The 23986-nt window shown below is 74.0% G+C and carries 28 protein-coding genes; 12 read left to right on the top strand and 16 right to left on the bottom strand.

What is annotated here, in order from left to right; translation table 11 throughout:
• Window positions 1-123 precede the first annotated feature (123 nt).
• Complete coding sequence (locus tag ACIGNX_RS28275) at window positions 124-1566, top strand: flavin monoamine oxidase family protein (RefSeq protein ID WP_396543843.1); 1443 nt, start codon at window positions 124-126, stop codon at window positions 1564-1566.
• Window positions 1567-1570: 4 nt separating this feature from the next.
• Here the strand turns inward: ACIGNX_RS28275 and ACIGNX_RS28280 are convergent, their stop codons facing one another.
• The 3 genes from ACIGNX_RS28280 to ACIGNX_RS28290 form a co-directional block, all read right to left on the bottom strand.
• Window positions 1571-2200, bottom strand: a complete 630-nt coding sequence (locus tag ACIGNX_RS28280) for a hypothetical protein (RefSeq protein WP_396543844.1) — start codon at window positions 2198-2200, stop codon at window positions 1571-1573.
• Between the two features lie 22 nt (window positions 2201-2222).
• On the bottom strand, window positions 2223-3011 hold the full coding sequence (locus tag ACIGNX_RS28285) for a lysostaphin resistance A-like protein (protein WP_396543845.1): 789 nt from the start codon (window positions 3009-3011) through the stop codon (window positions 2223-2225).
• Window positions 3012-3106: 95 nt separating this feature from the next.
• On the bottom strand, window positions 3107-3652 hold the full coding sequence (locus tag ACIGNX_RS28290; protein ID WP_396543892.1) for a GNAT family N-acetyltransferase: 546 nt from the start codon (window positions 3650-3652) through the stop codon (window positions 3107-3109).
• A gap of 105 nt (window positions 3653-3757) precedes the next feature.
• On the opposite strand from ACIGNX_RS28290, the gene ACIGNX_RS28295 reads away from it, so the two are divergent.
• Window positions 3758-4756, top strand: coding sequence for a serine/threonine protein phosphatase (locus tag ACIGNX_RS28295; protein WP_396543846.1), 999 nt, complete (start codon window positions 3758-3760; stop codon window positions 4754-4756).
• Here the strand turns inward: ACIGNX_RS28295 and ACIGNX_RS28300 are convergent.
• Together ACIGNX_RS28300 and ACIGNX_RS28305 are read right to left on the bottom strand one after the other, a co-directional pair.
• Complete coding sequence (locus tag ACIGNX_RS28300; RefSeq protein ID WP_396543847.1) at window positions 4748-5596, bottom strand: maleylpyruvate isomerase N-terminal domain-containing protein; 849 nt, start codon at window positions 5594-5596, stop codon at window positions 4748-4750. The genes ACIGNX_RS28295 and ACIGNX_RS28300 overlap by 9 nt on opposite strands.
• 343 nt (window positions 5597-5939) lie before the next feature.
• Window positions 5940-6635, bottom strand: coding sequence for a GAF and ANTAR domain-containing protein (locus ACIGNX_RS28305; protein ID WP_396543848.1), 696 nt, complete (start codon window positions 6633-6635; stop codon window positions 5940-5942).
• A gap of 254 nt (window positions 6636-6889) precedes the next feature.
• Between ACIGNX_RS28305 and ACIGNX_RS28310 the strand changes: the two genes are divergently transcribed.
• Window positions 6890-7879 carry an RNA polymerase sigma factor RpoD/SigA gene (locus ACIGNX_RS28310; protein ID WP_396543849.1) on the top strand — a complete coding sequence of 330 codons (990 nt, stop codon included), beginning with the start codon at window positions 6890-6892 and terminating at the stop codon, window positions 7877-7879.
• 70 nt (window positions 7880-7949) lie between these two features.
• Window positions 7950-8315: an STAS domain-containing protein gene (locus ACIGNX_RS28315; RefSeq protein WP_396543850.1), complete on the top strand. Its 366-nt coding sequence runs from the start codon at window positions 7950-7952 to the stop codon at window positions 8313-8315.
• 42 nt (window positions 8316-8357) lie between these two features.
• Here the strand turns inward: ACIGNX_RS28315 and ACIGNX_RS28320 are convergent, their stop codons facing one another.
• The 3 genes from ACIGNX_RS28320 to ACIGNX_RS28330 all read right to left on the bottom strand — a co-directional run bounded on the left by ACIGNX_RS28320 (window position 8358) and on the right by ACIGNX_RS28330 (window position 10636).
• On the bottom strand, window positions 8358-8759 hold the full coding sequence (locus ACIGNX_RS28320; RefSeq protein WP_396543851.1) for a hypothetical protein: 402 nt from the start codon (window positions 8757-8759) through the stop codon (window positions 8358-8360).
• 117 nt (window positions 8760-8876) lie between these two features.
• Window positions 8877-9542, bottom strand: coding sequence for a response regulator (locus ACIGNX_RS28325; protein ID WP_396543852.1), 666 nt, complete (start codon window positions 9540-9542; stop codon window positions 8877-8879).
• Window positions 9539-10636, bottom strand: a complete 1098-nt coding sequence (locus ACIGNX_RS28330) for a sensor histidine kinase (RefSeq protein WP_396543853.1) — start codon at window positions 10634-10636, stop codon at window positions 9539-9541. The genes ACIGNX_RS28325 and ACIGNX_RS28330 overlap by 4 nt, the downstream gene beginning before the upstream one ends.
• A gap of 155 nt (window positions 10637-10791) precedes the next feature.
• On the opposite strand from ACIGNX_RS28330, the gene ACIGNX_RS28335 reads away from it, so the two are divergent.
• The 4 genes from ACIGNX_RS28335 (at window position 10792) to ACIGNX_RS28350 (ending at window position 14604) form a co-directional block, all read left to right on the top strand.
• Window positions 10792-11214 carry a DUF6292 family protein gene (locus ACIGNX_RS28335; RefSeq protein ID WP_396543854.1) on the top strand — a complete coding sequence of 141 codons (423 nt, stop codon included), beginning with the start codon at window positions 10792-10794 and terminating at the stop codon, window positions 11212-11214.
• A 69-nt stretch (window positions 11215-11283) separates the two neighbouring features.
• Complete coding sequence (locus ACIGNX_RS28340) at window positions 11284-11577, top strand: hypothetical protein (RefSeq protein ID WP_396543855.1); 294 nt, start codon at window positions 11284-11286, stop codon at window positions 11575-11577.
• Between the two features lie 27 nt (window positions 11578-11604).
• A complete protein-coding gene (locus ACIGNX_RS28345) occupies window positions 11605-12165 on the top strand; it encodes a GNAT family N-acetyltransferase (protein ID WP_396543856.1) in 561 nt (186 codons plus the stop codon).
• A gap of 117 nt (window positions 12166-12282) precedes the next feature.
• Window positions 12283-14604 (top strand): Orn/Lys/Arg decarboxylase N-terminal domain-containing protein, encoded by a 2322-nt coding sequence (locus ACIGNX_RS28350; RefSeq protein ID WP_396543857.1) that lies wholly within the window; start codon window positions 12283-12285, stop codon window positions 14602-14604.
• A 141-nt stretch (window positions 14605-14745) separates the two neighbouring features.
• Here the strand turns inward: ACIGNX_RS28350 and ACIGNX_RS28355 are convergent, their stop codons facing one another.
• The 6 genes from ACIGNX_RS28355 to ACIGNX_RS28380 form a co-directional block, all read right to left on the bottom strand.
• Entirely contained in the window at window positions 14746-15222 is a 477-nt protein-coding gene (locus tag ACIGNX_RS28355; RefSeq protein WP_396543858.1) for a GreA/GreB family elongation factor, read from the bottom strand.
• 135 nt (window positions 15223-15357) lie between these two features.
• Entirely contained in the window at window positions 15358-15522 is a 165-nt protein-coding gene (locus ACIGNX_RS28360) for a hypothetical protein (protein WP_396543859.1), read from the bottom strand.
• A gap of 9 nt (window positions 15523-15531) precedes the next feature.
• Window positions 15532-16791 (bottom strand): NAD(P)/FAD-dependent oxidoreductase, encoded by a 1260-nt coding sequence (locus tag ACIGNX_RS28365; RefSeq protein WP_396543860.1) that lies wholly within the window; start codon window positions 16789-16791, stop codon window positions 15532-15534.
• Window positions 16792-16906: 115 nt separating this feature from the next.
• The gene (locus tag ACIGNX_RS28370) at window positions 16907-18430 is read right to left on the bottom strand and encodes a PucR family transcriptional regulator (protein ID WP_396543861.1); all 1524 of its coding nucleotides are present in this window, start codon (window positions 18428-18430) and stop codon (window positions 16907-16909) included.
• Entirely contained in the window at window positions 18427-18843 is a 417-nt protein-coding gene (locus ACIGNX_RS28375) for a group III truncated hemoglobin (RefSeq protein ID WP_396543862.1), read from the bottom strand. The genes ACIGNX_RS28370 and ACIGNX_RS28375 overlap by 4 nt, the downstream gene beginning before the upstream one ends.
• Window positions 18840-19280: an RrF2 family transcriptional regulator gene (locus ACIGNX_RS28380; protein ID WP_396543863.1), complete on the bottom strand. Its 441-nt coding sequence runs from the start codon at window positions 19278-19280 to the stop codon at window positions 18840-18842. The genes ACIGNX_RS28375 and ACIGNX_RS28380 overlap by 4 nt, the downstream gene beginning before the upstream one ends.
• Before the next feature lie 49 nt (window positions 19281-19329).
• Between ACIGNX_RS28380 and ACIGNX_RS28385 the strand changes: the two genes are divergently transcribed.
• From ACIGNX_RS28385 to ACIGNX_RS28395, 3 genes are all read left to right on the top strand, one after another.
• Window positions 19330-19509, top strand: coding sequence for a hypothetical protein (locus ACIGNX_RS28385; protein ID WP_396543864.1), 180 nt, complete (start codon window positions 19330-19332; stop codon window positions 19507-19509).
• A gap of 347 nt (window positions 19510-19856) precedes the next feature.
• Complete coding sequence (locus tag ACIGNX_RS28390) at window positions 19857-21185, top strand: pectate lyase (RefSeq protein WP_396543865.1); 1329 nt, start codon at window positions 19857-19859, stop codon at window positions 21183-21185.
• A 185-nt stretch (window positions 21186-21370) separates the two neighbouring features.
• Window positions 21371-21763, top strand: a complete 393-nt coding sequence (locus tag ACIGNX_RS28395) for a hypothetical protein (RefSeq protein ID WP_396543866.1) — start codon at window positions 21371-21373, stop codon at window positions 21761-21763.
• Window positions 21764-21774: 11 nt separating this feature from the next.
• Here ACIGNX_RS28395 and ACIGNX_RS28400 read toward each other — a convergent pair whose 3' ends face one another.
• Complete coding sequence (locus tag ACIGNX_RS28400) at window positions 21775-22176, bottom strand: ATP-binding protein (RefSeq protein WP_396543867.1); 402 nt, start codon at window positions 22174-22176, stop codon at window positions 21775-21777.
• 146 nt (window positions 22177-22322) lie between these two features.
• On the opposite strand from ACIGNX_RS28400, the gene ACIGNX_RS28405 reads away from it, so the two are divergent.
• Entirely contained in the window at window positions 22323-22667 is a 345-nt protein-coding gene (locus tag ACIGNX_RS28405) for a hypothetical protein (protein WP_396543868.1), read from the top strand.
• Here ACIGNX_RS28405 and ACIGNX_RS28410 read toward each other — a convergent pair whose 3' ends face one another.
• Complete coding sequence (locus ACIGNX_RS28410; protein ID WP_396543869.1) at window positions 22668-23810, bottom strand: glutamate--cysteine ligase; 1143 nt, start codon at window positions 23808-23810, stop codon at window positions 22668-22670.
• Between the last annotated feature and the right edge of the window lie 176 nt (window positions 23811-23986).

Here is a 23986-nt window from a genome sequence, read left to right on the forward strand (position 1 = left end):
CCCATCAGGGCGTTGGCCGCCGCTTTCGGGCCGAGTACGGTCGGATTTCGGGGATGGCCGGCTCCGCTTGTCAAGCAATCGCGGCGCGAAAGCGCGGTGTCGATCGGGTGTGAGGTGGTCTCGATGGCGTTGGACGTTCTCGACCTGCTCAAAGAGGGCCTGCCGGACAGTTCCGCGCCGCGGCGGCGCATCGTGGTCGTCGGCGCCGGAATGGCCGGCCTCACTGCGGCCATGCTGTTGAAGGAAGCGGGCCACGAGGTGACGATCCTCGAGGGCCAGAACCGGTTGGGCGGGCGCATCCTCACCCACCGCGATTTCGCGGGCGAGATGTACGGCGAGTTCGGCGCGATGCGGTTCCCGCAGCAGCACCCGCTCGTGTCGTGGCTGATCGACGAGAAGTTCCGGCTGCCCACCAAGCCGTTCCCCATGTACGACGAGGACACGTTCGTGTACCTCCAGGGCAAGGGGGTGCGCCGCCGCGACTTCTCCGCCGACCAGTTCTCGTTCGACCTCCAGCGCGGCGAGGCGGACCGGTCGCCGCACGACCTGCTGCGGCACACCGTGCAGCCGCTGATCGACATCATGGAGCAGGAGGACGAGAGCAAGGCGTGGCACCGGCTGCTCACCGACTACGACCGGTACACCCTGCTCGGCTACCTCAAGGAGCGCGGGCTCAGCGACGGCGCGCTGGCGATGCTCGGCCCGCTGTTCAACCTGGAGGGCCGCTACCACTTCTCGCTGGTCGAGTGGTTCTCCCACTTCTACGAGGACGTGTTCGGCCACCTCGTGTACATCGTGGACGGGGCCGACTCGCTGCCGCGGGCGTTCGAGCCGATGCTCATGGACGACATCCGGTTCGGCGCGCTCGTGCACGGCATCGACCAGAGCGACAGCGAGGTCCGGGTGCACTACCGCGCCGGCCGCCGCTCCTACACCGTCACGGCCGACGAGTGCATCGTGACGGTGCCGTTCGCGAGCCTGCGGCACATGGAGATCCAGGGGCTGGACCCGGACAAGTGGTACGCCATCCGCAACACCTACTACGGCCGGGCGCACAAGCTGTTCATGCAGTTCAGCGAGCGGTGGTGGGAGAGCGGGTACGGCATCACCCACGGGCTGACCGTGACCGACCTGGCGATCCGCAACGTCGTCTACCCGCCGGCGGGTCAGGACACCCGGTTCCGCAAGGGCGTGATGATCGCGTCGTACTGCTGGGAGCAGGACAGCATGCCGTACACGCCGCTGGCCGGCGAGGAGAGCGTGATGCAGGCGCTGGAGGACCTGGTCAAGATCCACCCCGAGGCGCGGGACACGTTCGAGTTCGGCGTCTACAAGGACTGGGCGCTCGACTGGTTCGCCTGCGGCATCGGCCCGCTGTTCCGGGCGTTCGAGATGAGCGAGACGTTCTACGAGGACGTGATCCGGCCGGTGAACCGGGTGTGGTTCGCCAACGACGCGTGCGACCGGCGGCACCGGCGGTGGGTCGAGGGCGCGCTCAAGGCGGCGGTGAAGAACGCCTACGCGATCAACGAGGGGTTGCGCGACGAGATGCCCTGGAAGGACTGAGCCGTCACCGCACCGTCGCCGAGGCCAGCGGCACCGGCGTCCCCTGGCCCGGCCACGCGCCGGTCAGGAGGGCGCCGGTGAGCCGGTCGGTGGTGTCGAGGCGGCGGCGGACGGCGAGTTCGACGGTCGGGGTCACGACGATCGCCGGATCGCCGTCCGCGGCGCGTTCGACCGGGCCCGCCTCCGGCGCGTCGGCGGTGCCGGGCGGCTCGACGGCGACCGCCATGGCGGGCTCCCGGCGCTCCAGCCGGCCGTCGACGTCCACGAACTGCTCGGCCTGGCCGGTGCCGCGCAGGATCGCGTCGGCCAGCGCCGCCGCGTACACCGGGTCGCCGATCGCGTCGTAGCACCACCGCGTGCCCAGCACGGAGTGCTCGCTGGTGCCCAGCAGCCACTCGTCCGCGCCGGCCAGGGGCGCGTCGCGGTAGGTGAGCGGCACCTGGAGGACCGGGCCGTCGCCGACCCGGACCAGCGCCGTCTCGATGCCGACCGCGCCCGCCGGGTCGTCGAAGCGGAAGGCCGCCACCCATGTCACCTCGCCCTCGGTGCCGGGGTTCCAGCCGCGCCCGGGCAGCCAGGAGGCCAGCAGCTCGAGCTTGGTCGGGCTCAGGGTGGCGCGGTGGATCAAGGCCATGCGGTGATCGTAACCAGGGCGGTCAGCCGAGGTTGCCCGTGGTCGCCAGGAGCAGGGCGAGGGCGGGCAGGAAGTTGTTGAGCTGGTGGGCGACCACGCTCGCCAGCAGGTTGCCGGTGACCAGCCGGGCCAGGCCGATGGGGATCGACAGCACGAGCAGCAGCGGCGTGCGCAGCAGCTCCAGGTGCGCGAGCGAGAACACGACGCTCGTCGCGGCGAACACGACCCACCGGTTCCAGCCCAGGTGCTCCAACCCGCGCCACAGCACGCCCCGGAACAGCACCTCCTCGGCCGCCGGCGCCACCAACCACACCGCCAGGAACACGACGACGGCCGCCGCGGGCGGCAACTCCCGCCCGGCGAACGCGTCGCCGACCGCCGAGGACGCCCGGTCGTCGCCGACCCAGGCGGCCCACACCGCCGCCGCGGGCAGCGTCAACGCCAGCCCGCCGAACCCGAACGCCGAGCCGATGGCGACGTCCTTGAGGCTGGGGCGGACCGCCAGCTCGCGCCACACCCGGCCGCTCCTCGGGCCGCCCCCGAACCGCCCGGTCCCGACCGCCGCGAGCACCGCGCCCGAGGCCGTCGGCACGAGCAGGAGGGCGAGCAACCGGCCGTCCTCCAGCCCCGCGGTGCCGTTCGGGTCGTGCGACAGGAGCACGAGCACGGAGACGGCGACCATCGTGAGCTGCCCGACGAGGAAGAGCCCGACCAGCGACCAGCCGACCCGCCGATCCCGGGGTGCCGCGGCGGGCGGGGGCGCGGTCACGGTCTCGTCCTGCCGCGCCGGCCCGATCTGCTCATCGCCCACGACCGTGGGTACCCCGCCGCACCGGCGGGGTCAACCCGATCTCCACCGACGTGCGCCGGATCGAGACCGACGGCGGGTCGGTGGTGCCGTGCGCGTCACAGCGGCGGGGTGGCGGGGCGGCGGTGGCGCCACCGCTGTTCGCCGTCGTCGCGGAACTCCCCGGTGGCGCGCATGCCGATCCGCCGGGCCACCGCCTCGCTCGCCGGGTGCTCGGGCGAGATGTGGGCGCACACGTCGGTCACCCCGTGCGAGACCAGCCACGCGACGAGCGCCGCCGCGGCCTCGGTGGCGTAGCCGTGCCCCTGGAACGGCACGCCGACCACCCACGCCACCTCGGCGACCAGGCCGTTCGGCCCCCACGTCGTGGTCGCCTGCACCGTGCCCACGGCCGCGCCGTCCCCGTCCCGCCGCACGACCCAGTTCAGCCACCCCTCGCGGCCGTCGTCCGAGGTGGGTCGCTGCCACCGCCCGTACCTGGTGGCGAGCCGCGCCGCGGTCGGGGGTGTGCCGCCGATGACGGCGTACAGGGCGGGATCGCCCAGGACCACCGCCATCTCCTCGGCGTCCTCGACCCGCACGGGCTCCACCCGCACCCTCCCGGTCCGCACCACCGCGTCCCGCGGCCACCGCGCCGGCACCACCGACAACCCGCCCACCCCCCGAACTCACGTGCACGGTAATCACCCGGACGCCGATTCCCCGGACGCCGGAACCACCCGGACTCCGATCGCGGGCATGATCGGGAGGTGACGACTTCCCGGCGCGCCCGGCACGAGCGGCTGTCCGCGTGGCTCTCCGCCCGCGCCGACGACGAGGTGACGGCGCTGGTCGGCGCGGGGGAGCGGGTGGGCGTGGGTGGCGCGACGGGGGTGGTCGAGGTCGACGGGGAGGCGGTGTTCGTCAAGCGCGTCCCGCTGACCGGGGCGGAGGCCGCCCGACCGCACGACACGGCGAACCTGTTCGACCTGCCGGTGTCCTGCCAGTACGGGATCGGCGGCCCGTCGTTCACGGCGTGGCGCGAGCTGGCCGCGAACCGGGTCGTCACGGAGGCGGTGCTGGCGGGGGAGACGGCGGCGTTCCCGCTGCTGCACCACTGGCGCGTGCTGCCGGGCCGGCCTCCCGTCGCCGCCGAGCACTCCGACGTGGACGCCGTCGTCGCGTTGTTCGGCGGCAGCACGGCCGTGCGCGCCCGCCTCGAAGCGCTGGCCGCCGCGCCGGCCTGCCTGGTGCTGTTCTTCGAGCACCTCCCGCACCCGGTGGAGGGCTGGCTGGACGACGACCCGGCGGGCAAGGCCGGACAGGTCGAGCGGGAGTTGACCGGGATCGTCACCTTCCTGCGCGAGCGGGAGCTGCTCCACATGGACGCGCACTTCGGCAACCTGCGCACCGACGGGGAGCGGCTGTACCTGACGGACTTCGGCCTGGTCACCTCGCCCACCTTCGACCTCTCGCCCGCCGAACGGGACTTCGTCCGCCGCAACGCCACCCACGACGCCGACTACGCCGCCATGCGGCTGGTGAACTGGCTGGTGACCGCCGTGTGCGGGGTGTCGGTGCCACCCGGTGGCGTCCCCTCCGCGTGCAACGCCTTCGTCCGGCGGTGCGCCGACGGCGACCTCCCGGACGACGTGCCGCCGGCCGTGGTCGCGATCCTCGCCCGGCACGCGCCCACCGCCGCCCGCCTGAACGACTTCTACTGGCGGCTGTTCGACGGCGAGGTCCTCACGCCCTACCCGTCACGGTGACCGCATGCCCCGCAGGTAGCCGACGGCCGCCCAGGGGCGACGCCCGAAGGCGAGGACCTTGCCCGTCGCGACGGCCCGGGCCAGGCGGATGCGGCGGAAGATCGTGAGCATCATCGCGGTGGGGTCGAACGTCACCCGGGCGTCGACCCGGCGGCCGTCGGCGGGCTCGACCCGCAACCGGCCGCCCTCGCTGGTGAGGACGACGGGGGTGGTGTGCTTCGAGCGGAACTCGAGGGCCACGCGGCCCGGTGCCCCGCCGCCCGCCAGCAACCGGCCCGACCGACCGCCCAGCATCGGCATGAGGAACAGGTCGAACGTCAGCGCGGCCTCGTGCGCGGAGATGCGCCACGGCACGCCCAGCACCCGCGCGATGTCCAGGCCGTGGATCAGGACCTCGTTCAGCTGGTGGGCGACGTGCGCGGCGGCGGGCAGCTCGGCGCCGCCCAACCACGGCCGCAGCTCGCGCGGGTCGGTGTCCTTGGCGCGGGTCAGCAGCAGGTCGACCTCTTCGAGTAGCGTGTTCGAGACCACGTCGAGCGCCCGCTCGGGGAAGCGCGCCAGGCTCAGCGCGTTGAGCCGCGCGAACCCGCCCAGGCTCGACTCGCGCCAGCCGCGGTCGAGGTCGGGCTCGTCGAGGGGGGACGGGTCCGCGCCGATCAGGCCGGCGTTGAGGCGGCCGACGAGCGCGACGTGGGCCGCGGTGTCGGCCACCGACCAGTCGCCGATCGTGCGGCGGTCGGGCGTGCGGCAGTCCGCCAGCACCCGGGTGAACCGCTCCGCCGCCCCGGAGAGGGCGTCACGCGCGTCCTGCCACCGCCGGTCGGTGATGTCCAGCTCCACGAGTCGCCTCCCGCGCCGTCGACCTCACCTCACCGAAAGTAGTGACGGGCCGGTCGCGGGACCACCGCGTTCGTGCTCTACCGCGCGGACCGCACGTGGCCGGGCCCGCGGCGCACCACGTCCAGTGCGGTTCGCCCCAGCCCTCCCACCGCGCCTTCGCCCCCTCGTCCGAGCACACGCGCCCCACGCCCGCGAACACGCCGCCGAGGCGCTCGGTGACCGACCGCCGCCGCACCTCGCGCGGCTGCCGCGTGGCGTCCACTGCCGGCTGCCCGGGCAGGTCGGCCACGGGCCTCCGACCGGCGGTGGGGTGAGCATGATCGCGTACGCGGCGTGAGCAGCCTCACGAGGAGGGCAGTTCGCCCGTCCGGGTGAGCCGTTCGGCCAGTTCGCGGAGCTTCAGGTTGCCCTGCTGGCTCGCCCGCACGAGCACGGCGAACGCCTGGTCGGCGGTCAGCTTGTGGCGCTCCATCAGGATGCCCTTGGCCTGCCCGATCAGGTCGCGCGTCAGCACGGCGTCCGCCAGGTGCTCGCGCTCCTGGGCGGTGGCCAGCGCGACGGCGGCGTGCCCGGCGAACAGCAGCCCCACGTGCTCGGACTCCTCGTCGAACGCGCGCACGTCCGGCGAGTAGAGGTTCAGCGCCCCGAGGTCGTCACCGTCCACGTACAGCCGGAACGACAGCATGCTCGCCACGTCCAGCTCGAGCGCCCGCTTGGCGAACACCGGCCACCGCGACTCCTCGGTCAGGTCCGGCGCGGAGACGATCTTGTGCAGGTAGAGCGCGGTCAGGCACGGTCCCTGGCCGGTGTCGTACTGGACCTGGTCGACGTCGCGCGGGATGTCGTCGGTCGCCGCGACGGTCTCCACGTCGCGCTTGCCCACGATGGTCATGATCCCGGCGTGCCACGCCCCCGGGATCGTGTCCACCGCGGCGCGCACGATCTCGTCCAGAGTGTCCTGCGCGCTGTCCTGCCGGTGCAGCGCCCTGGCGACCTCGTTCAGGCGCACGGCCAGGTCGTCGCTCACCGTGTCGTCCACTACAGGCCACCTCCGGGCGTCGTCGTGTCGCGCAACCTCACCATGCCCCCGTGTGCCCAGTCACGCTCATCCGTACACAACGCGCCGGAGTGGAATACGAGTCGAAAGCGTTCCGTTGGACCTGCTGTCGGCCCTGCCCTAGGTGCGCGGGGCGAAGTCGTCCGAAGCCGCGGTGTCGGCGGACGGCCGTGCATCCCTCCAGGCAACCCCGTGCGGCCGGCCGCGCGCGGGTGCGATTCGGCAAGGAGACGACCATGTCGTTCACGGTGGACATGCCCCGCCAGGGCCGCCCGACCCGCGAGCGCCCGGCCCGGGCGGCGGGCGAGGCCGACCTCGTCGGCCACTACCTGCGGGAGCTCACGGCGACGCCCTTGCTCACCGCGACCGAGGAGGTCGTGCTCGCGAAGCGCATCGAGGCGGGGGTGTACGCGGCCGAGCTGCTGCGGCGGTCCGACGAGGGCGAGGCGGCGCCGTTGGACGCCGAGCGCCACCGCGCGCTGCGCGCCGCGGTCGCGGACGGCAAGCGGGCCAAGGACCACATGATCCGGGCCAACCTGCGCCTGGTGGTGTCGGTGGCCAAGAAGCACTCGTTCCGCGGCCTGCCGCTGCTCGACGTCGTGCAGGAGGGCAACCTGGGCCTGATCCGCGCGGTCGAGAAGTGGGACTACGCCAAGGGCTTCAAGTTCTCCACCTACGCGGTCTGGTGGATCCGCCAGGCGATCGAACGCGGGCTGGCCGAGCAGACCAGGACGATCCGGCTGCCGATGCACGTCCACGAGGAGGTCGGCAAGCTGCGCAAGGCCGAGCAGAAGCTGCGCGGGGACACCGACCGCGAGCCCACCGCGGCCGAGCTGGCGGAGGTGGTGGGGATGCCGCAGGCCCGGGTCGTGGAGCTGCTCGCCGCGAGCCGCGCCGCCCTGAGCCTGGAGACGCCGATCGGTGACGACGGCGGCTCGTCCGTGGCCGACCTGATCGAGGACGGCGAGGCGGTGGACGCCTACGAGGTGGTCGAGCAGCAGGAAGTCCGCGAGCAGCTGCGGGCCCTGGTGGACACGCTGCCCGAGCGGCAGGCCCGGATCGTGACCCAGCGCTTCGGCCTGGCCGACGGGCGTGCCCGCAGCCTCCAGGAGCTGGCGGACGAGCTGGGCCTGACCCGCGAGCGCATCCGGCAGCTGGAGAAGGAGTCGCTGCGCCTGCTGCGCGACCCGGAGCGCAACCGGGCCCTGCTCGCCCTGGCGGGCTGATCTGCCTCCTTTTGCGGCCCGCGCCGAGGGGGCGCAGTCTCGGGTGTCCGCGACCTCGAGGAGCGCACCCATGACCGAGCCCGTCCACCACGTCACCACCACCCGACTCGATCGGGGAGTCCTGCTGGTGAGCCTGTCGGGCTCCCTCGACGCCGCCACCCACCGGCCGGTCGTGTCCGAGCTCGACGGGGTGTTCGAGGCACGGCCGCCCGGTGTCGTGCTGGACCTGAGCGAGGTGGCGTTCATGGGCTCGGTCGGCATCGCCATGCTGGTCAACTCCCACCACCGGGCCGGCAGGCTGCGCGTGCCGTTCGCGATCGTGGCGAACTCGCGGGCCGTGCTGCGCCCCCTGGAGATCAGCCAGGTGCTCGGCACCCTCCCGCTGCACCGGTCCGTGGACGAGGCGCTGGCGGCGTTGCGGCTCGTGTCGACCTGACCCCGGCCGAGCCCGAGCGCCACCGGGCTCGGACGTGACCGGTCAGCACCCGTGCTCGTGGCGGCGTCGCCACATCGCGGCGAGCATCGCCGGGACCATCAGCACGTGGCCGGCGGCCACCAGCGCCGTCGCGGACAGCGCGCCCGCCCAGTGGAAGGGCAGCAGCACCGCGAACGGCGCGTACATCGCGGCGCACATCTCCAGCACGCCCGGCCACCCGTGCCGGCGCACCCGCATCCACACGGCCATGCCCAGCGACATGTCCGTCGCCATCACCAGCACGTGCGCGGTGACGTGGTCGCCGAGATCCGGCCACGCCGACGACCAGAGCGGTTCCAGCGCCACCATGCCCACCACCATGGCGACGGCCATCTCCAGCGCGTGCCGGGCGAGGCGCCACCACGTCGCCCGGTCGGTCCCCGTGGTCGTCGGTTCGGTGCCCATGTCGGTCCCTCCGTCGCGGTTCGGTCCTCTCGCAACGGCGATCCTGGGTCGGGCCGGGTCACGCGGTCAGGTGCCGGAGGTCATGCCCCGGGTCACGTCCCGGTGTGACCCGGGCGCTCAGCAGAGCCCGAGTTCCCGCGCCCGCAGCGCGGCCTGCGTGCGGTCGCGGACCCCGAGCTTGGCCAGCACCCCGGTCACCAGGTTCTTCACCGTGCCCTCCGCGAGGAACAGGCGGCCGGCGATCTCGCGGTTGCTGCGCCCCTCGGCGAGCAGCCGGACCACGTCCAGCTCCCGCTGCGTCAGCGGCACGGGCGGGCGCGGGCGCGGTTCGCCCTCCTCGTGCGGCAGCCGCGCCACCCTGGCGACCAGCTTCGCCGCCACGGACGGCTGCAGCACGGACTCGCCGCGCCGCGCGGCGACCAGCGCCTCGACCAGGCGGGCCGACGACACGTCCTTGAGCAGGTAGCCCACCGCGCCGGCGCGCACGGCCGCGAACACGTCCGCGTCGTCGTCGAACGTGGTCAGCGCCAGCACCCGCACCCCGGGCTGCTCGACCCGCAGCCGGTGGGTGGCCGCGATGCCGTCCAGCACGGGCATCCGCAGGTCCATCAGGACGACGTCGGGCCGCAGCTCGGCGCACCGCCGCACGGCCTGCTCGCCGTCACCGGCCTCGCCGACCACCTCGATGCCGGGCTGCACCTCCAGCAACGTGGCCAGCGCCTCCCGGAAGAGGGCCTGGTCGTCCGCGATCAGCACGCGCACCGGCGGCTCCGGGGCACTCATGCCGGCACCTCCACGGTCAGCGCCACGCCACGCCCGCCGGCCGGGCCGACCGACACCTCGCCGCCGAGCCCGGCCACGCGTTCCCGCAACCCGACCAAGCCGTACCCGCCACCCGGGTCGTCGCCCATCCCGCGGCCGTCGTCGCGCACCTCCAGCCGCACCAGGTCGTCGCGCCCGTAGTCGAGCACGACGGTCGCCTCGGTCGCGTCGGCGTGCTTGCGCACGTTGGTCAACCCCTCCTGGGCCGCTCGGAACAGGGACTCCTCGACCTCCGCCCGGGTGACGCGGGCCGCGCCGCGCACCTCCACCCCGGTCGGCACGCCCGCCTCGGTGACCTCCGCCGCCAGCACCCGCAGCGCGTCCACCAGCGGTTCGGGCCGCGGTTCGCGCAGCGCGGCGACCGAGCGGCGCACCTCGGTCAACGCGAGCCCGGCCTGGTCCTGGGCCTTGGCCAGCATCGAGTCGAGCCGCTCGGGCTCGGCTGTGCCGATCACCGCGCGGGCGGCCTGCAGGAGCATCCGCACGACGGTCAGGTGGTGGCCGAGCCCGTCGTGGATGTCGCGGGCGACCCGGTTGCGCTCCCGCGTGACGGCGAGCTGCTCCGCCTGCGCCGCGTACCCGCGCAGGCGCTCGTGGGCCACCGCCAGCTCCGCCCGGGCCCGTTGCTCGCGCACCAGCAGCTCGGTGACGACGACCGTGAACCCGGTCACGGCCAGCGTGCCCAGCCCCTCGCGCAACCCGTCGGGCCACTCCATGTCCAGGTGGACCAGCGGGATCACGGCGGCCACCGCCGCGGCGGCCGGCAGCGGGAGCAGCAACACCGCCTGCGCGACCAGCACCACGAGCAGCAGCACCGACCCCACCGCCGCGCCCGACAACGCGAACACCGCGAACCCCAGCGGGAGTTGCACGAGGACGTACGCCACCGCGAACGCCCGGCCGCGTCGTTGCGCGAACGGGAAGCCGAAGATGGCCAACGCGCCGTAGACCAGCCCGACGAGCAGCGTGGGCACGAGCAACTGCTCGAAGGTCTTCGACCCGAGCGGCAACGTCACGTACGCCACCGCCGTGAGCACGCCCAAGGCCCGTTGCACGTCCTCACTGTGCTCGACCCGGGTACGCCGTGTCACCTGAATCGAAATAGAACCGGCGCGGGGTTCGCCCGTCACCCGGACGGGGTACCAGGGGGTTGCGTCAAACAGTCGGCGCGTCGACATCCCGGTGAACCGGGAGAAGGCGGCGGAGCGCCATGGAACTGGATTTCGACGACGCGGTGGGGCGGGGTCTGCGCGGGTACGTGCGCCTGGTCACCGAGGAGCTGGGGCTGACCGGCGAGTGCTCCTACGTGCAGGCCGACGGGCCCGCCACGGCGTACCTCGCGCTGGACGGCCGGCTGCCCGGGTTCCCCGACCGCGACGTGGCGCTGCTGTGGGACGAGGCGCACGGCTGGTCTGCCGCGGTGGAGACGCACAGCGGTGAGGACGTGATCGTGCAGGCGTACTTCGGCCAGGAGCTCCTGCCCCCTCCCGGCGCCGTGGCCCGGTGGGTGCGGGGCCTGTTCCGCGGCGAGCGGGTGCCCCGCCCGCGACCCGGCTCGTCGCGCCACCGGGACCTGCGCCTCGACCTCGCGCCGTACGCGGCAGCCGGGCTCGTGCCGGCACCGCGCGGCTGACCCCACCTCGCGCGGCCAACGCCGCCGGGGCGCGGTGTCGGGTGCGCCGACGACGGGTACACCGCCGTCATGGTCGCCCAGCCGTGTGTCGCCGCCTCCAGCCAGTGGACGGATGAGGACGGCGTCCGACAACCGTCGGGCGACGTGCACGCCTGGACGCCCGGCACCAACCAGACCCTGTGCGGCCAGGCGTTGAGCCGCAGCCGGCTGGGCCGCTTCCGGCACGTGCCGTGGGCGGACGCGCGGTACTTCGCCGAGACCGCCGAGCAGCCGTTCCACCTGTGCCCGCGCTGCGTGGCCGCCACCACCCCGCGCGCCGAGCGCTCCGGGCCGAGGTGGACCCGCCACAACCCGCGCCCGTAGCGCCGGCGGACCTGCGATGATCACCCCGTGACCCGAGGGGGAGCGGTGGACGCGGCGCCCGTGCGGCGCAAGGCGGTGCGGTCGGACGTGCCGGGGATCGGGGCGCTGATGCGCCGGTCGGTGCTGGAGCTGTTCCCGCGCTTCCACGACGAGCGCGAGACCGCGAGCGCGGCGCGCTACCTCACCGAGCCGGACGTGGTGCTGGTCGACGACGGCACCTACTACGTGCACGAGGTGGCCGGCGAGGTCGTGGCGTGCGGCGGGTGGAGCAGGCGGGACAAGCTCTACACCGGCTCGGGCGCCCGGCCGACCGACGGCAGGCTGCTCGACCCCGCCACCGAACCCGCGCGGGTGCGGGCGATGTTCGTCCGGGGCGACTGGACGAGGCGCGGCCTGGGCCGGCAGATCCTCACGGCGTGCGCCGAGGACGCCAGGGCCGCCGGGTTCCGGTCGCTGGTGCTGATGGCGACGTTGCCGGGCGTGCCGCTGTACCGGTCGTTCGGGTTCCGCGAGGTGACTCGCACCCAGGTGCCGCTACCTGATGGAGTGACGTTGGCGGGCGTCGAGATGGCCTACCCGCTCGACTGAGCGCAGCGCTTCCACCACGGACGAGTGGGTCCGGTCCACGTTCCGGTGATGCGCGCGCCGGCCTCCCGCACCGCTCCTACGCTCGGCAGGTACCCCTGCGCGGAGGGAGCGGAGCCCATGACCCGGTCCACGGTCCTCATCGCCACCGAGCGGGCGGCGCAGGACAACACCGTGCCGACGGCCAAGGTGGAGCAGGTCTGCGCGCACCTGGGGGAGTGCGGTCACGAGGTGGTGGTGGTGCACTCCACCACCGACGCGGCCGCGGTGATCACCGCGGAGGCCAACCTCGCCGGCGCCGTCGTGAGCTGGGAGCTGGCCGGCGGCGCGATCCGCACCTCCGACACCGGCCCGGCCGTGCCCGGCGGGGTGCTGCGGATGCTGCTGGACCGGTTCTCCTCGCGGCTGCCCGTCTTCCTGCTGACCACCGGCGACTACAGCGACGAGACGCCGCTGTGGGTCTCCGAGATCATCAACGGCTGGATCTGGCTGCTGGAGGACACCCCGGACTTCATCGCGGGCCGGATCGACTTCGCCGCCCGCCAGTACCTCGACCACGTCCTGCCGCCGTTCTTCCGCGAACTGCGCCGGTTCGACGACACGCACCCGTACTCCTGGCACACCCCGGCGCACGCGGGCGGCATCGCGTTCCTCAAGTCACCGGTCGGGCGGGCGTTCTTCGACTACTTCGGCGAACGGCTGTTCCGCACCGACATCTCGGTGTCGGTCGGCGAACTCGGCTCGCTGTTCGAGCACACCGGACCGGTCGGCGAGGCCGAGCGCAACGCCGCCCGCGTCTTCGGCGCCGACGAGACGTACTTCGTGCTGCACGGCACCTCGACGTCCAACCGGATGATCATCCACAGCGCGGTGGCCAACGACGAGATCACCCTGCTGGACCGCAACTGCCACAAGGCGATCAACCACGGCGTCACGCTCACCGGCGCCCGCCCGGTCTACCTGGTGCCCACCCGCAACGGCTACGGCATCACCGGCCCCATCCCGCCGTCCCGGCTGACCCCGGACGCGGTGCGCGACCAGATCGCCCGCACGCCGATCGCGGCGGGCGCGGCGAGCCCCGACGCGGCCTACGCCGTCATCACCAACTCCACCTATGACGGGCTCTGCTACGACACGGTCCGGGTGAACGAGCTGCTCGGCGCGTCGACCAGGGTCCTGCACTTCGACGAGGCGTGGTTCGCCTACGGCCGGTTCAACCCGCTCTACGCGCGCCGCTACGGCATGGCGGTCGACGGCGACGGGCTGCCCGACGACCGGCGACCGACCGTGTTCGCCACCCACTCCTCGCACAAGCTGCTGGCCGCGCTGTCCCAGGCGGCGATGGTGCACGTGAAGTCCGGGACCAAGGAGCCGTTCGACCGGTCGCGGTTCAACGAGACGTACATGATGCACGGCACCACGTCGCCGCTGTACCCGATGATCGCCTCCTGCGACGTCGCGGCGGGCATGATGGACGGCCCGGCCGGCGCCTGGCTGACCACCGAGGCCATCACCGAGGCGGTCCGGTTCCGGCAGGCGATGATCCGGCTGGGCGGGCGGCTGGCCACCGCGGGCGACCGGCCGCCGTGGTTCTTCGGCGTCTGGCAGCCGACGGAGGTCGCCGACCCGGCCACCGGTGACCGGATGCCGTTCCACGAGGCGCCCCTGGACCTGCTGCGCACCGAGCCGGGCTGCTGGACGTTGGAGCCCGACGCGCCGTGGCACGGCTTCCGCGACCTGGAACCCGGCTACTGCCTGCTCGACCCGGTCAAGGTCACGATCACCTGCCCCGGCGTGGACGCGCTGGGCGACGTCTCGGCGTTCGGCGTGCCCGCGCGGGTGGTCACCGCGTACCTGGAGACCCGGCGGATCGTGGTGGAGAAGACCGACGTCTACACCTTCCTGGTGCTGTTCTCCATGGGCATCACCAAGGGCAAGTGGGGCACGCTGCTCGACGCGCTCACCGACTTCAAGCAGCTGCACGACGAGGGCGCGCCGCTCTCGGAGGTGCTGCCGGACCTGGTCGAGGCGCACCCCGAGCGGTACGGGCGGCTCACGCTGCCGCAACTGTGCGAGGAGATGCACCACGGCCTGGCCGACAGCAAGGTCGTGCAACTGCTCAACGAGGCGTTCACCAGCCCGACCCCGCCGACGGCGGTGATGACGCCCGCCGAGGCGTACCAGCGCTTCATCCGGGGCCGGACCGAACTGGTGGGCCTGGACGACCTGGCCGACCGCGTGGTGGCCACCCAGGTGACCACCACGCCGCCCGGCATCCCCGTGCTGGTGCCCGGCGAGCGCGTCGGCTCGCCCGACGGCCCGCTGCCGCGGTACCTGCGCGTGCTGGAGGCGTTCGACCGGCGGTTCCCCGGGTTCGCCGCCGAGACGCACGGCGTGCACCACGAGGGCGGCCGGTACTGGATCTCCTGCGTCACCGAGTAGGCGGCCGTGCGCTTCGGGGGTACGCGGGTGGAGTTCCTCGGCGGTCGGGCCGGGTGCCTGACGATGCTGCTGCTGTCGATCGTGGCGTCGGTGCTGCTGACCGTGCTGCTGAACCTCCTGCTGTGACCGGTCCGGGCCGCGTCAGCGGGTTCCCGTCGTGCCGCCGAGCGTGCGGTGCCGTCCATAGGGGACGGACTCCAGCAGCGTGACGCGGATCGTGCTGCCGTCGGGGACGCGGTAGGCGCGCTGCTCGCCCGGGCGGGCGCCCGTCAGCGCCGTGCCGAGCGGCGAGCCGGGGGAGTAGACCTCCAGGTCGCCGTGCTCCGCGGCGCGTTCGCCGAGCAGGAACGTCTCCGCGTCACCGGTGTCGTCGTAGCGGACGGTGAGCACCATGCCCGGTTCGGCGATCCCGTCGTCGGGCGGGTCCTCGCCCACGACGGCGTTGGCGAGCAGCTCCTGGATCTCGCGCACGCGCTCCTGCCGCCGCCGGCGGATCGTGGCGCGGTCGTCCTGGTCGACGCCCTCGTCGGAGTCCGCGGCGCGGGCGAGGTCGGCCAGCTCGGCGCGCAACCGGTCGTGCGCCTGCGGGGTGAGCCAGGTGGTCCGGGTCTTGGTCATGGTGGCCTTCGGGTGTCGTGGCGGGGGCGCCGTCAGGGCGGCCGGGGAGGTGGGGCCGCCCTGACGGCCGGGTGTCCGCGGTGCCGGGTGGTCCAGCGGCGCCGGCTCCTCGGACGGGTGGGTGGTCGGTGGCGGTCAGCCGTGCGCGCGCAGCCGGAGGATCGTGTCCACGTCGCGCGCGTAGCCGGTGGCGATGTCGGTCAGCACGTCGAGCTGCACGCGCAGGAACGCGTTCTCCTTGCGCAGCCACAGCAGCTCGGCGCGCTCGTCGTCGGTGAGCGGGTCGCGGGCGCCGTCCATGCGGACCGCTCAGCGCAACGGGTCGAACGGGCGCAACGCGTCCGGCTGCTTGCCCGTGGTGATCTGCTCGGCCAGGAGCCTGCCGGTGACGGGACCGTGCGCCAGGCCCCACATGCCGTGCCCGCCCGCGACGTACACGCCCCGGGCGCGCACCTCGCCGATCAGCGGACGCCCGTCGGGCGTGACCGGGCGCGGGCCGACCCACACGTCGCGGCGCTCGTCCCAGCGCACCCCGTCCAGCAGCGGGCGGGCCGAGGCGATGACGGCCTCCAACCGGGCCGGCACCCCCGGCGCGTCCGGGTCGCGGAACTCCATCGTGCCCGCCACCCGCAGCGCGCCCTGGTACGGCGTGCACGCGACCCGTGCGACGGGCAGGTACACCGGACCCGGCACCGGGCGGTCCACGGGCACGGTGAACGAGTACCCGCGGCCCGCGCGGACCGGCACCCGCACGCCCCACTCGCCGGCCAGCCGGGACAGCCACGCGCCGGTCGCGACGACCGCCACGTCCGCGGGCACGCCCTCGCCGCCACGCCCGCGCACCGTGACACCGGTGGCGTGCGAGTCCACGCCGACTGCCTCCAGCACGCGGATCGTCCCGCCGCGGGCTTCGACGGACCGCCCGAGCGCGCGCACGAACGCGCCGGGGTCGAGGTGGCGCTGCCCGTCGATGCGCACACCCGCGGTCAGGGCGGGCGAGGCGAGCGGCACGAGGTCGCGCAGCCCGTCGCCGTCCAGCGGCGCGTGCTCGACCGGCTGACCCGCGTCGGCCATCCGGCGCAGCTCGCGCAGCAGGCCCCCGGCCTGCGCGGAGGTCTCGAAGCCCGCGGTGATCGGCGACTCGACCGTGCGGGCCTCGACGCCGTTCGCGGTCAGCACGTCGAACGCCTCGACGCACTCGGCGTTCAGCGACCGGTTGGCGCGCACGGCCCGCGTCCACGACGACCACCGGCAGTTCGCCGCGAACCGCAGCAGGAACGACCACAGCCCGGGGTCCACCGACAGCGAGACGTGCAGCGGCGCGTTCGGGTTCAGCAGCGACCGCAGGCCGTAGCGCAGCACGGACGGCTCGTTGAGCGGGATCGTGAGGCCGGGCGAGAGCCAGCCCGCGTTGCCCCAGGACGCGCCCGCGGCCACGCCCGTGCGGTCGAGCACGGTCACCTCGACGCCGCGCTCCTGCAGGAACCACGCGGTCGACAGGCCCACGATGCCCGCGCCGACGACGACCGCCGACCGCGGTCCACCGTCGCTGCGCCCGACGTCGACCATGACCACCTCCACACCCGGACCACCTGCTGACGGGAGCCAGCATGACCCGGGCACCACGCCCGACCGTTGTCCGTCACCGACAATTCCGGTAGGTGGTCTTGTCGGCAACCGACAGTCAGTCGGTGGCGGCCAGGTCGATCACCATGGCGAGCCGCTTGCGGGGGTCGTCGAGGTCCAGCGCGGTCACCTCGGTCATCTTGCGCAGCCGGTAGCGGATCGTGTTGGGGTGCACGCCGAGCCGGTCGCCCGCCTGCGCGAGGTCGCCCTGCGCCTCCAACCAGGCCCGCAGGGTCGGCACGTACCGGGTGGCGTGCTCGCGGTCGTGCCGCCGCAGCTCGGCGACCGGGCCGCGGGCCGGGGTGCGACCCGCCCGCGCGGCGGCACGCAGCCGTTGCAGCAGGATGTCGTCCCACGACTCGTCGTAGGCCGGCGGCACGGCGCCCGGCGGGCGGGCCTCGTGCAGCGCCAGGCACTCGTCGGCCTCCTGCCTGCTGGCGGGCAGGTCGGCCGCGGCGGCGGTGCCGCCGATCCCGGCGGTGATCGTCACCTGGGGCGGCAGGGCGGTCCGCAGCCCGGCGACCCAGGCCCGGGCCGCGGCGACGTCCTCGCCCGGCAGCACGGTGTAGAGCGCGGTGCCGGACAGCGTGCTGCGGCCGGGGCGCGACCAGCCGAAACCGGTGGTGGCGCGGTCGAACGCGAGCAGCAGCGCGGCGTGCCGCTCGGCGGCGATGTGCGCGCGGACCGCGATGACGCGCGACGGGCCCTGCGGCAGCCCGAGCCTGCTGACCACGGTCGCGGCGTCCGCCGTGCCCTCCAGCAGCCGGATCACCAGGTCCGACTCGACCTGCCGCTCCAGGTCGGCGCTGGCCCGCGAGCGCAGCAGGTGCAGCGCCACGGTGCGCGCGCCGTCGGCCAGCGCCGTGCACCGCACGCCGGTCAGGGGCACGCCGCAGGTCACCCACACCGAGCCGAGCAGCTCGCGGCCCGCGCGCACGGCCACGACCATGCGCCCGGTCAGCCCGTGGTCGGGGTCCTCGGGCACGAACAGCGGCTCGTCGCTCGACGCCAGGTGGGCGAACACACCGCGCTCCTCGAACAGCTCGCGCAGCCGTCGCGGCGCCTCGCGGCCCAGGATCGTCTCCAGCCGGGCGGGGTCCGCGCCCTGCTGCGAGCGGGAGTACGCGAGCACCCGCGACTGCCGGTCCTCGATGGCGACCGACCCGCCCACCGCGCCGGCCAGGCTGTCGGCCAGCGCGAACAGGTCCGTCGGGCCGCGACCGGACTCGGTCTCCCGGCCCTCCAGCACCAGCCCGTAGACCACGCCCGCCAACTGGCTCCACGACACGGCCGGGTCGACCAGCATCACGGCGACGCCCTCGGCCTCGCCGACCGCGGCGGCCTCCCGCTCGTCTTCGCCGTGCAGCAGCACCACGGCCGCCTTCGCCGCCGCGGCCCACCGCACGGCCCGCTCCACCGACCCGGCGCCGACGGCGAGGAACACGTCGCCGCCGACCGCCCGCGCCTGGTCGGACTCGCGCAGCACCACGCTGCGCAGCTCCGTCGACCGCGGCACGGGGCAGCACGCCAACCGCACCCCGTACCCGCCGAGCACGTTGACCAGGCGGTCGAGCCGGATCACGGCCGGACCTCGATGGTGTTCAGCTCGCTGGCGTCCTCGTGGCGCAGCCTGCGGACCAGGGAGCGGGCGATCCGGACGGCCTGCGCCTTCGCCAGGTCCGCCTTCTCGCCCGCGAACAGCTCGTCCACGGTCCGCGCCCACAGCGCCAGCCACCGGGCGAAGTGCGCGGCCGTGAGGGGGAACTCCTCGTGCAGGTCGGCGTGCACCCGCAGCAGGTTGCGGCGGTAGGTGCCGGCGCGGAACAGCACCGTGTCCCAGAAGTCCGCGATCACCGGCAGGTGCGCCGCCAGGTCGAGCCGCGCCACGTCCCGGAAGATCGGGCCGAGCACGCCGTCGGCGAACGCCCGCCGGTAGAACTCGGTCACCACCGCCAGCACGTCGTCGCGGCCGGTCAGGTCCCGCGGCGCGGTCACGGGGCGCCTCCCGGGCGGTGGGGCACCAGGTCGAGCAGCACGCGCCCGGCGGGTTCGGCCACCAGCTCCCGCACGCGCACGCCGTCCAGCACCGCGAGGAACGCCTGCTGCGCCGTCCGCAGGGCGCCGCGCAGGTGGCAGCCGCCGCGCAGCGGGCACGGCGGCCCGTCGCAGTCCACCGCCTCGCGCTCGCCCTCCAGCGCGCGCACGACCGCGCCGACGGACGCGTCCAGCGTCGTGGCCGGCACCCCGACCCCGCCCGCCCGGCCGCGCGAGGTGGCGACGAAGCCGTGCCGCTGGAGCCGCTGCACGAGCTTGGCCATGTGGTGGCGCGGCACGTCGAGCGCGTCGGCGAGCTGGCCGACGGTGAGCCGCCCGCCGCCGGCCAGGAGCATCACCACGCGCAGCGCGATGTCCGTCGACCGGATGAGGTGCATGGCCCGGACGGTAGCAAAAGCGGTATCTTCTATTCCTCTTTTGGGGTGGATGTCCGCCGGGAGGGTGACGATGGACGCCGAGGGCAACCGCGTTCCGGAGCCCGTCGGGGACCCGGCGTGCCTGCTGTCGCGGGTGTGCCCGGAGTGCGGCGCGGTGCCCGACGGCCCGCCGCCCGAGGTGTGCCCCCGGTGCGGCGCGGAGATGCCCGAGCGCGACGGCGGGTGGTGAGCCCGCGCGGGCCGCATTGCCCGCCGAACGCGCCCCATTGTTCACGAGTGTGACCCGCGCGGGCCGATTCTGTTCACGAATATGACCGGCCGCAATTGCCGCGAGCTCGTCGTTGATCGATTGCATTGCCCCTGACCACGGTATTCGATCGAATTCGACGTCCGCGCGCCCGAGTCCTGGGAAAACCGTCGTTGACCGGTCGGGCGAGCGGCCCTTAACATCCCGCAGGAAAGCGATTTCCGAGTCGCCGCAGAATTCTTTCACCAGTGTGAACGCCTTCGCGCGCACGTTGTCGGAAAAGTTCCTGCCGCCGATCTCGGTGTCCTGGAGTGAGAAGTGGAGTCCTGATGAGCACAGCGGATCACCGTCGATCCACGCGGTTCGCGCCACCGAGGAGGTGGCGGGCCGCGGTGGCCGCCGTCGCGGCGGCCACCGCGCTGGCCGCCTCCTTCACCCTGTGGTCGGCCGCCACGCCGGCCCAGGCGGCCGTCGGCGCCGGCACCTACACCGTGAAGAACGCGGGTAGCGGGCAGTGCCTCGACGCGGCCGGCACGTCCGCCGGCACCCAGCTCCGGCAGTCCTCCTGCGACGGCTCGGCCGGCGAGCAGTGGACCCTCGCCTCCGTCGGCGGCGGGTTCCGGATCAGCTCCGTCGCCACCGGGCTGTGCGCGGGCGTCCGGGACGCGTCGACCTCGGCGGGCAAGGTGATCGAGCAGCAGTCGTGCAGCGGCGCGGCGAGCCAGGTCTGGTCGTTGACCGAGAGCGGCGGCAACCACCGCGTGGTCAACACCAACGGCGGCAAGTGCATGAACACCCAGGACAACTCCACCTCCGCCGGTGCGCTCGTGCAGACGAACTCCTGCGACGGCGTGGCCACCAAGCAGTGGGCGTTCACCCCGACGAGCGGCGGGCCGACGTCGACCGGCACCTCGACCACGACCACGACGACCCGGACCACCACGACGACCACGACCACGACCACGGGCAACCCGGGCAGCGGCGACGGGAGCGGTCCCTGGCCGAGCGACACGGGCAGCGTCCACCAGACGTCGACGCGGAACGTGGGCACCTACTTCAACGGCGGGATGAAGCGGTACTACGGCATCGGTGACGGTGGTCAGGGCGAGAGCCAGGACCCGATGTTCGTGGTGGCCAACGGCGGGACCATCGAGAACGTGATCCTGGACGCGCCGGCGGGCGACGGCATCCACTGCGAGGGGTCGTGCACGATCCGCAACGTGTGGTGGAACGACGTGGGCGAGGACGCGGCGACCTTCAAGTCCTCCAGCTCGTCGGCGACCTACCTGGTGGACGGCGGCGGGGCGAAGTCGGCGTCGGACAAGGTGTTCCAGCACAACGGGGCGGGCACGCTGACGATCCGGAACTTCCAGGTGCACAACGCGGGCAAGCTGTACCGGGCCTGCGGCAACTGCGCGACCTCCTACCAGCGGCACGTGGTGCTGGACGGGGTGACGGCGCGGTCGACGAAGGTGCTGGCCGGCATCAACACGAACTGGGGTGACACGGCCCGGTTCTCCCGGATCACGGTGTACGGCAGCACGGTGATCTGCGAGAAGTACCAGGGCGTGCCGAAGGGGTCGGAGCCGAAGAAGATCGGCGAGGGCGCGGACGGCAAGAACTGCTTCTACTCGGCCTCCGACATCACCCAGCGGTAGCCGCCGGGCCACCGCGGACGAGGCCGCGACCCACCCGGGTCGCGGCCTCGTCGCCTGGTCGCCCGGACCGGCGGCGTGATCTTCACCGGCCCGTTCGGGCTGGCCTGCGCGGTGTCGGGCCCGAGTTCGGATACGGTGGCGGGGGACCGGGCGGCGTGGCGTGGACAGGGCGAGGGGCAACGACGGTGACCAGCTGGATCGACGTGATCAACTACGTGCGGACGCGGTACGAGGTGCTGGAGGAGACCGCCGACTGGCTGCGCTTCCGGCTCGACCTGGCGGGCGACCGCACCCAGCAGGTCTCGGTGCACCACGTGCCGGAGTCCGACGGCGTGGCGTGGGTCGAGATCTCCTCGCCGGTCGGCCGGGCCGACGCGATCGACCTGGCGCGGCTGCTCGAGCTCGCCGGCACGTCGCCCGTGGGCGGCGCGGCCGTGGTGGACGGCGTCGCGCTGCTCAAGCACACCGTGCCGCTGGAGGACCTGAGCGTGCGCGAGGAGTTCGAACGACCGCTGATGCTGCTGGTCGCCGCCGCGGACGCCTTCGAGCACGAGCTGACCGAGGCCGACGGCTACTGATCCGGCGACCGTCAGGCCAGCGGCACCTCGGCCCACACCGTCTTGCCGTCGGCGCACAGCCGGGTGCCCCACCGGCGGGACAGGTTGTCGACCATGATGAGGCCGCGGCCGCGGAACGTGCCCAGGCGCGAGCTCCCGGCCACGGGCAGGCGGTCGGGGCTGCCGTCGTCCACCTCGACGCGCAGGGACTGGCGGTTGTGCGACCGGTGCACGCGCAGCCGCCGCGGGGCGCAGGCGTGGTCGTAGGCGTTGGACACCAGTTCCGTGCACACCAGCAGCAGGTCCTGCAGCACGTCTTCGGCGAGGTCCGCGAGAACGGTCGTCAACCATTGCCGGATCTGCGCCAACGGCGGGACCGGCGTGGTCAGGTCGACCGTGAGCCGGTCTGCTAGCGCGTTCTCGGACTGCGTCATGGCCGTTCCCCCAGATACTTCGGTCGCCCCTGTTCGCACGACCCTGGCGCGTGGGGGTACCCGCCCCCGCCGCGCCGCACACCTCCCGTCCCCCCGAAGCGGTGGGCACATGCCGCGTCACGCATCGTCACCTATTCTTGCTTGCCGTGAGTGAGCAACGAGTTCCGGTCGGGGACGACCCGGTCGCCGTGCTGCGGGTCGCGGTCGACGGCGCGGTGCAGGCGGTGCTCCGCCTGGACCCGCGCGGCGCGGACGCCCGGCAGGAGATCGACCGGGTGCTCGCCGGCTACGCGGCGGCCGTCGCGCCGGTGCGCGACCGGTTGCGCGACGTGGTCGACCGGATGCCGAACGGTCCCGTCGCGGCGGCGCTGGGCTTCCTGCGCGACGCCGGCGACCAGGCCGCGTCCGGTGACGTGCAGGCGGCCCGCGCGTTCCTGCTCGCCGGTCGCACCGCGTTGTTCCGCCTCGCCCCGGCGGGCCCCGACGCCTGATCACGCGGTGCGCCCGAACGGCTCGCCCGTCCACGTCTCCGCACCGGCCTGCGTGTCGCTCGCCAACTGCTCCAGCACGTCGGACATCCGCCCCGCGCGGGCGAAGGCGCGCCGCTGCCGGTCCGCGCCGCAGCCGACGCCGTCCAGGGTGGACAGCAGCTGCCGCACGAGGTCGGGCTCGCCGAGGTGGTCCGCCACGCGGTGCAGCAGCCGGTCGAGCAGCAGCCGCGCGGGCACCAACCGCCCGGAGGACACGTCCAGCGACATGCCGCCGATGCCGTCCCGCGCCGCGCGCCACGTGGCCGCCCGCAGCACCTCCGCGGGCACGGGCGCGGCCCGCAGGCCCCGCCGCAGGTCGGCCAGCGCGGTGGCGACCAGCCCGCGCACCAGGGCGGCCAGCAGGACCGCTTCGTCCGCGGTGGCCGCGACGTCGGCGATCCGCACCTCGACGGTCGGCAGGTGCGCGGAGGGCCGGACGTCCCAGTAGACCATCCGCCGGTCCGCGGCGGCGCCGGCCGCCAGGAGCACGTCGCAGGTGGACTCGTACTGCGCGAACGACTCGAAGTACGGCGGCGGGCCGGCGCCCGGCCACCGCGACCACACCGTCGAGCGCCAGCTCGCGTAACCGGTGTCCCGGCCGTGCGCGAAGGCGGAGTTGGCGGTCAGCGTGGCCAGCACGGGCAGCCACGGCCGCAGGTGGTTGCACACCTGCACGGCCGTCTCCTGGTCGGGCACGCCGACGTGCACGTGGCAGCCGCAGATGGACTGCTCCAGGGCGAGCAGCCGGTAGTCCTCGGTCAACCGGCGGTAGCGGCCGCTGTCGCTGGTCGCCCCCTCCGGACCGCCCACGGGCGGCACCCCGACGGCGAGCAGGCGGCAGCCGAGCGCGTGGGCGGACTCCGCGGCGACCGTGCGCAGCCCGTGCAGTTGCCGCCGCACGTCGGCGAGGTCGTGGCACACGGGCGTGCGGACCTCCACCTGCGCGCGGGCCAGCTCGATGTCGAGGTCCACCCCGAACCGCCGCCGGGCCGCCTCGACCACCTCGCCGCCCCGGGGCACCGGTTCCCCGGTCAGCGGGTCGACCAGCAGGAACTCCTCCTCGACCCCGAGCGTCGGGGCCTGCGCACCCACCAGACTGCCCATCGCGGCCTCCCGATGGCTGTTCGGCCAGGGAGCGGTGGGATACCCCCGTCCGGCCGGACCAACCCGCCTGCCGACGGCGCACCGCGTCACCGGCCACCCGGCCGACCCCGACGTCCCGACGCGGGCGGCGTCTGCCCGTACTGGTGCTGCCCTGCCCCAGCGTCGTACTCGGCACT

The organism is Actinosynnema sp. NPDC053489, from assembly GCF_044544865.1.
Taxonomy (GTDB): Bacteria; Actinomycetota; Actinomycetes; order Mycobacteriales; family Pseudonocardiaceae; genus Actinosynnema.